This is a genomic window from Deltaproteobacteria bacterium (assembly GCA_016210005.1).
In the GTDB taxonomy this organism is placed as follows: Bacteria; Desulfobacterota; Binatia; order HRBIN30; family JACQVA1; genus JACQVA1.
The window spans coordinates 42781-49143 of the sequence record JACQVA010000015.1; the positions used below are offsets into that span (position 1 = coordinate 42781).

2 protein-coding genes are annotated in these 6363 nt (G+C 62.5%); both read left to right on the plus strand.

Annotated elements, in window-relative coordinates; translation table 11 throughout:
• The first annotated feature begins 2251 nt into the window (after positions 1-2251).
• On the plus strand, positions 2252-4699 hold the full coding sequence (locus tag HY699_03010) for a hypothetical protein (protein ID MBI4514769.1): 2448 nt from the start codon (positions 2252-2254) through the stop codon (positions 4697-4699).
• A gap of 502 nt (positions 4700-5201) precedes the next feature.
• The gene (locus HY699_03015; GenBank protein MBI4514770.1) at positions 5202-6251 is read left to right on the plus strand and encodes a hypothetical protein; all 1050 of its coding nucleotides are present in this window, start codon (positions 5202-5204) and stop codon (positions 6249-6251) included.
• The last annotated feature ends 112 nt before the right edge of the window (positions 6252-6363 follow it).

A 6363-nucleotide genomic window follows, 5' to 3' on the forward strand; every position in this document is an offset into this window, starting at 1 on the left:
TTGGAAGATTAAACCCAGCGCTTCTACAAAGAAGAAGTGGTATAGGTAGATCGGGTACGTCAGCTGGCTCAGGGTGACCGCCCACGACGGAGCCCTGCCGGTGGGACGAATGAGGACGAAGCCTGCGATTACACTGTAGGTGATAATACTGAGCGACGCACCACGCCAGGCACAGGGGCGCGAGGGCGAGACTAGCGCCAGTGCCCAGGCAGTCAGTGCAGACACGCCTAATAGCGCCCAGCCGACATTGCGGTTGCACCAGAACTGTCGCGGCGCCGGCGCAGGCAGCCCTGGGGCAGCTCGGGGCCAGTACGCGGCAAGTGTCCATCCCGAGAGGAAGTACCCCCACCAGCGCAGTGGGCTGCGGAACCTCCAGTAGAAGGGCCGACCCGCTGGCGGCGTTAGGAGATCGGCAAAAGGGTCGTGGCCCGAGAGGGCGAGGTAGCCAGACAGCAGGAAGAAGCCGAGCGCCACTAACAGCGCAGCCCTGCCACACCGGGACAGCACCCAGCCGAGTACGAGTGCTCCACATAGGATGGGGACAAAGTAGTAGATGCCGAAGGCAGACCCGCACAGCAGTGCTTGAGCGGCGCCCCGGGCACACTCAGCAGTAGTTGTACTTGGGGGGGCTCGTTCTACAGCCGCTCGAAATGCTAAGGCCAGCATGCTGGCAACCAGTATACGGCGTAAAGAGTCGCCAAAGTCGGGAGCCTAGATCCGCACACGGTATTGGATGCGGTCTGTAGCTCACGAAACCAGACGCAAACAAGAAGGACGGGACAGCCGAGATCGTGAGGTTGCCGAAGAGCCCCAGTGGAACCGCCTGAGACGGCGAGAAGCTAAGGAAAGCGTGAATCCATACAACTGCGATAATGGCGCATGCCTTGAGAGTATCAATCCACGGAATACGGGTCGGGGAAGTCTGGTGAGGCATCGGACGTCAGGGAGACCAGTCAATGGCCACGCTGCCCCCGTCTAATACAGCGGTACGGAGGCGGTCAACCGGCAGGGCAGGCTATGGTGAGCATTATGACTGTGAATCCTCGCCGAACAAGGGGTGGCTACGTGGACACGCTCTGCAGGGTTTTGGTGGTTGCTGTGTTGGTGGGGTGCGTTACCTCGTCCAGCCAGGTGCTGGAGCTGACCGGGTCAGCTCATCTACCGGACCAGCCTTGATGGCGAAGTCGGACCTGTTTGGCACACGACAAGCGGATCAGACGCGCGCGCGTACTGGCGCCGTGTCGGTGAGGCCTGAAGGGTGAGGAGTAGGGGGTGAGGTGAGGCGGTGGGGGGCGGAGGATGGACGGGTGGCGCCACGGGCGAACACCTCGAGCACAGCAAGAAGAAGCGACCCTGGCGGAGTGATAGTCAGCCCATTCCGAGGCCCGAGCGGCCCTTCGGTGCCCGGCCATCAAGGATGTGGCGTGAGGCGGTGCTGGTGTTCGCGTCGTCTGTTGGCATCCCCTTGAGGGGCGGACCGATGGTCCGCCCGACCCCTCCGACCCCATTTGTCAATCTTGCAACCATGGTCCAACCTCTGTAGAAGACGCGTACATCCATGTCGATTTCCTGACGGGCATATGTTGCGCTTTGGCGTGGTTGAGCGGCTGGCTACCCCCTTGGCCTTGGCACGTGGCGACACTGCTCGGTTTGTGATGTGGAAGTCGATCCGCCGACCCCATCTCGGGGGTGGCGTAACCGCAACCGTTATCAAGGTTGCGTTCCAGGTGGTCGTGGTTTGGTGGGTTGCGGGGCGCTTCTTCGGCGGTTTCGCTGTGCCCCGCCTTGTGACTCCGCCCAAGATGCCGAGAGAACGCAACCTCGGGCGGCGACTGCGTGCTTTCGTTGACGTCGTTAAGTCATTAAGAACAGGTTCCCGGTGGGGCTGTGCGTATCGCGCCGGTAGGTGACTCCACGATGAGCTCCGTCGACGGTGCCGAAACGACTGTGATTCCGTACCTGCTGGGGAGTGAGCTGTGTCGGTGCTTGGGCCGATCGGATCTTGAAACAATCGACTGCAGTGAGGTCGGCCTTTACGCCGGTGGTGCCACCTTGTTCGTAACGAAACTGCTCGGGGCTGGGATTGACGTAATCGTGTGCGGCGTACCGCTTCGAGCACTTCCACGAGACCCCGAGAGCGAGTGGGTCAACCCGGATCAGCAGCGAGGTGGGTCTCGCAGATCTCATCCGTCTGTCGCGGGTTGGCACCATGAAACTGGGCTAGAGTGAAACGGGTAAGGAGGGTATGAAAATGAATCAGACAGGTACACCCAAAGCCGCCGAGCGGTTGCCGCGCCGCATCTTCCCAACGGTCTTCCTGCTGTCGGTCGCGGTATTGATGGTACAGATTGCCCTAAGCCGGATCTTCTCGTTCACGATCTGGTACCACTTCGCCTACATCTCGGTGAGCCTCGCGCTGCTGGGCTTCGGGGCGAGCGGCTCTATGCTGGCGGCGTTTCCATCGCTTGGCAGCGAGCCAATCGGGCGCACCATCGGGGCCTACTCGGCTCTCTGTGCGGTCACAACGGTGGTGATGTTGGTGGTGATCGGCACGGTCCCGCTGCATCCTTTCGAGGCGTTGTCGAAAGGCAGCGAGTTGGCGAAGTTCGTGCTGTACTTCTTGACCGTGTCGGTTCCGTTCTTCTTCGCGGGTCTCTCGATTACGATCGCGTTGCGGGCGGCGGGCCCCGAGGTCAATCGCCTCTACTTCTGGGACCTCATTGGCGCCGGCCTCGGCTGCGCGCTGGTGGTATGGGCCATCGACTGGCTGGAAACGCCGCGGGTCGTCATGCTGGTGGCATTGCTGTTTGCGCTGGCAGGCCTGATTGCCAGCAGTGGCGAGTCGTCCGCGGTTCGCAACTGGAATCTTGGAATCAGCGTGGTGGTACTGGTACTGATCGGCCCGCTCCCGGGCCGATTGCCCTTCACGCCGAGTAAAGACAAGAACATCTCCAACTGGCTGCAGACCGGCGTGACCCACTACACGAAGTGGAGCTCGATCTTCCGCACGGACTTAATGGGCGGTCGCGAGGCCGAAGCCGACTTCGGTGGGTACCGCAGGCAAGGCACCAGTCCGCGGTACAAGGGGGAGGCGCCACCGTATCGCATGATCGTCCACGACGGCGGGGCTGCTGCGATCATGTACCAGGTCACTGGCGGGAAGCGAGGCCTGGAGATGTTTCGGCATCACGTACTCACGGCGCCATACGTCGTGCGCACGAATCCGGAGGTGCTGATCATCGGCGTCGGCGGCGGGGCTGATGTCATCAACGGGCTGCTGAACGGCGCGGCGAAGATCACCGGTGCGGAGCTGGATCCGTTGACTGTCGACCTGATCACGCGGCAGTACCGCGACTTCACCGGCGGGATTTACGATCAGCCGAACGTGAAAATTCACGCCAGTGAGGGCCGCCACTTCGTGCGCTCGACGGATCAGCGCTTTGACATGATTCAGATAACGGGGGTTGATACCCTAGCAGCCCTGTCGAGCGGTGCGTACGTTCTCGCCGAGAATTACCTCTACACGGTGGATGCGTACCGCGATTATTTTCGCGTCCTGCGCGACGACGGGTTACACAGCATTGGCACACTCGACTTTCACCCGCGGGCCAGCTACCCGCGGCACGCGCTCCGGTTCGCCGCGCTCTCGTATGACGCCTTGCGCGAGCGCGGCGTCGCGCGGCCCCACGAGCACGTGATGGTGGTGGCCACGCGCGACGGGGTTTCGAAGATCGAGGTGTTGACCAAGCTGCAGCCGTTTTCGGACGCCGAAATCACGACTATGGAACAGTTCATCGACGAGAACGAGTTTCAGGCCTGGTATCTCCCCAACCGCCCGGCGCGCCAACAGGCCGTGTTTCGTACCCTGCTTGAAGAATCCGCGGTGAACCGCGAACGCTTCTTCACGGACACGTTTCTAGACCTGCGCCCGCCCACTGATGATCGGCCGTTCTTCTTCAGCTACTACAAGTGGCGCAATTTGTTTGAGCACCGCGACGAGATCGACAAGGGCCACACCCTCGCAACCGGGCAACTGGTGCTGGTTTTGATTTTGGCTCTGGCGATCTTGTTCTCGATCGTGGCGATCGCGCTGCCGATGATCCGTGCGGGCACCGGCGCCGCCAGGATGCCCGGCCATTGGGGCTTCTTGGTCTACTTTGCCGCCCTCGGCGCCGGGTTCATTTTCGCCGAGATTTGCTTCGTGCAGAAGTTCATTCTGTTTCTTGGCTACCCGACTTACTCGCTGACGGTCATGCTGTTCTCGTTTCTGACTGCCGCCGGCATCGGGGCGCATCTCAGCGGCCGGCTGCCGGGTAATCCGGCGCGCACGCTGCCGGCGCTGGCCGGTGTGCTGACGGCGCTGGTGGCCTTCTACCTCCTGGCGCTGCCGCCAATATTCGAGGCCTCACTCGCCGCGGGGCTGGCGGTGAAGGTGGTGCTCACATTCGTGTTATGCGCGCCGCTTGGTGGGCTCTTGGGGATGTTTTTTCCTTACGGCATCCGGCTCACGTCGGCGCTCAATCGTGACTTTGTCGCGTGGGCGTGGGCCATCAACGGCTGCCTGACGGTAGTGGGATCGGTCAGTAGCATCATCATCGCCATGACGTACGGGTTTTCATCGGTGATCGTGCTGTTTCTAGCCATCTACTGGCTGGGCGTGCTGAGCTTTGTGCGCACGTACGCCAGAGTGCAGGCGTGAGGGACGCACACCAGGAGCAGCATGGGATGGCGACGAACGTTGAAGGCGTGCGCGGCGTTCGGGCTGATCACGATCAGCCTCGTGACGCCGCGAGGCGCGCACGCGCTGGAGCTGACCGGCGTAGGGGCTTGAACCTGCGTGTCGGGCCGTTCAGGCACACGTCGAATGGGCCCGCGCGGCCACTCGGCTTCAGCCAGGCGCCGCCGCCCTGACTGCGCGGTGCCCCGCTGGATAACGAGGGCAAGTGGAGATCGCCAAGCGCTCACCCCTAAGCTTCCCGAAGGGCGAGCGGACAGCCCTTTTCAACGGGCTGTTAGTTAGGGGGTTGGAGTGACGGAAGGGTGTGAAAGTGATTAGCAGAAGCTTCTTGCGGGCGTGCCGGCCCCGGGCGGTGGTCCGTCTGACCCGTCGCCCCTTATCTTTGATCCGTGGCTTAGGCCTCGCGCCTTACGCCTCGCGCCTTACGCCTCGCGCCTTACTTCTTGTCGTTGCTGTGGTAGTGGTGCTCGTGGTGGTAGCTCCGGTGCAAGGGCTGGAGCTGACTGGGGCGTTGATTTACGGCGTGAGGCTCAGGGGAACTACGGGGCCATTCTGGCATACGGCAAGCGGCTCAGGCGGCCACCCGCTCGGCATCACCGATGCTAGCCCGGCGCATATCAGGACAGCACCGCTGGCTAACAACGAGAACGGCGAAATCGATCTGGAACTCCGGCCGGGCCGTTATATCTTCACACTGCTATGGCAGTGTCCGATGGCAGACTTCCCTCCGTTCACAGCACTCAACTTGTATTTTGACGGTGACAATCTGACCCCGGGAATCAGCGCTGTGGTTCAACTCGCGCGGTCGTTTACCGCGTTCCAAGTGGACAAGAGACCAAAGGCGCTTTCCCTGTACCTGCGCGAGGTCGACAACATCGGGGCGCTCTTTTTTGACGATAGCGAACTGCGCGCCGAGTTAGGCGTAGCCTTCTACATGCATACCGGTGTGCCGAACACGCCGCTATGGAGGCCGAGTGATCTGATCAATATGGATCGTGTAGGATTGCATGAGTTCAGCCTCGACAAGATGCCTGACAGTGTGCTGGTGCTGGAGTTGGTTGTCGGCCCTTCGCAGCAGGCCGCGTCGCCCCCGACGGTGGTTGTGCCCGGCACGCGGCTGCGGGCGGGAGACAAGGCCCAAGCGGTGCAGCCGCGGTTAAGTGGTGACCTGCGGCCCCCCACAGCCGCTCAGCCAGTACCTGGTGTGCCTTCCCCACGCCCGCGGCCCGAGCCACGGGCGGCGGTTAAGGGCGGCCAGACGCCGACACCGGGTGCAGCCGGAGCGGCTACGCTAGGTGAGACGCCCGCGGCCGAGGCGACCTCCACTACCCTGACGCCCGGGCCGGAGCGCACACCGCAGAGTTCGGCAACGCCGAAAGCATCGCTGACGCCAAGTGGTGGCACCAGGACCCCGGGTGGCACCACCGCCGCGGTGAGTCGTCCAACCGCGCGCGTCAGCGCAACGCCGGCGCCGGATGCTACGCCGACGCCTGTCAAGGCTCGCCTAAACTGACCGGGCTCAGCTCGGCCAAACTGACCGCGTATCGGGCGCGATGATCCACAGGCGATCGGGGAGATTGTCCACAGCCTCTTTGCGCTGTCGAGGTAGACGCATTGTGCGGCGC

Excerpts from the sequence above, each read along its gene's own strand:
- HY699_03010 (MBI4514769.1), top strand. The coding sequence starts at position 2,252 with ATGAATCAGACAGGTACACCCAAAGCCGCCGAGCGGTTGCCGCGCCGC.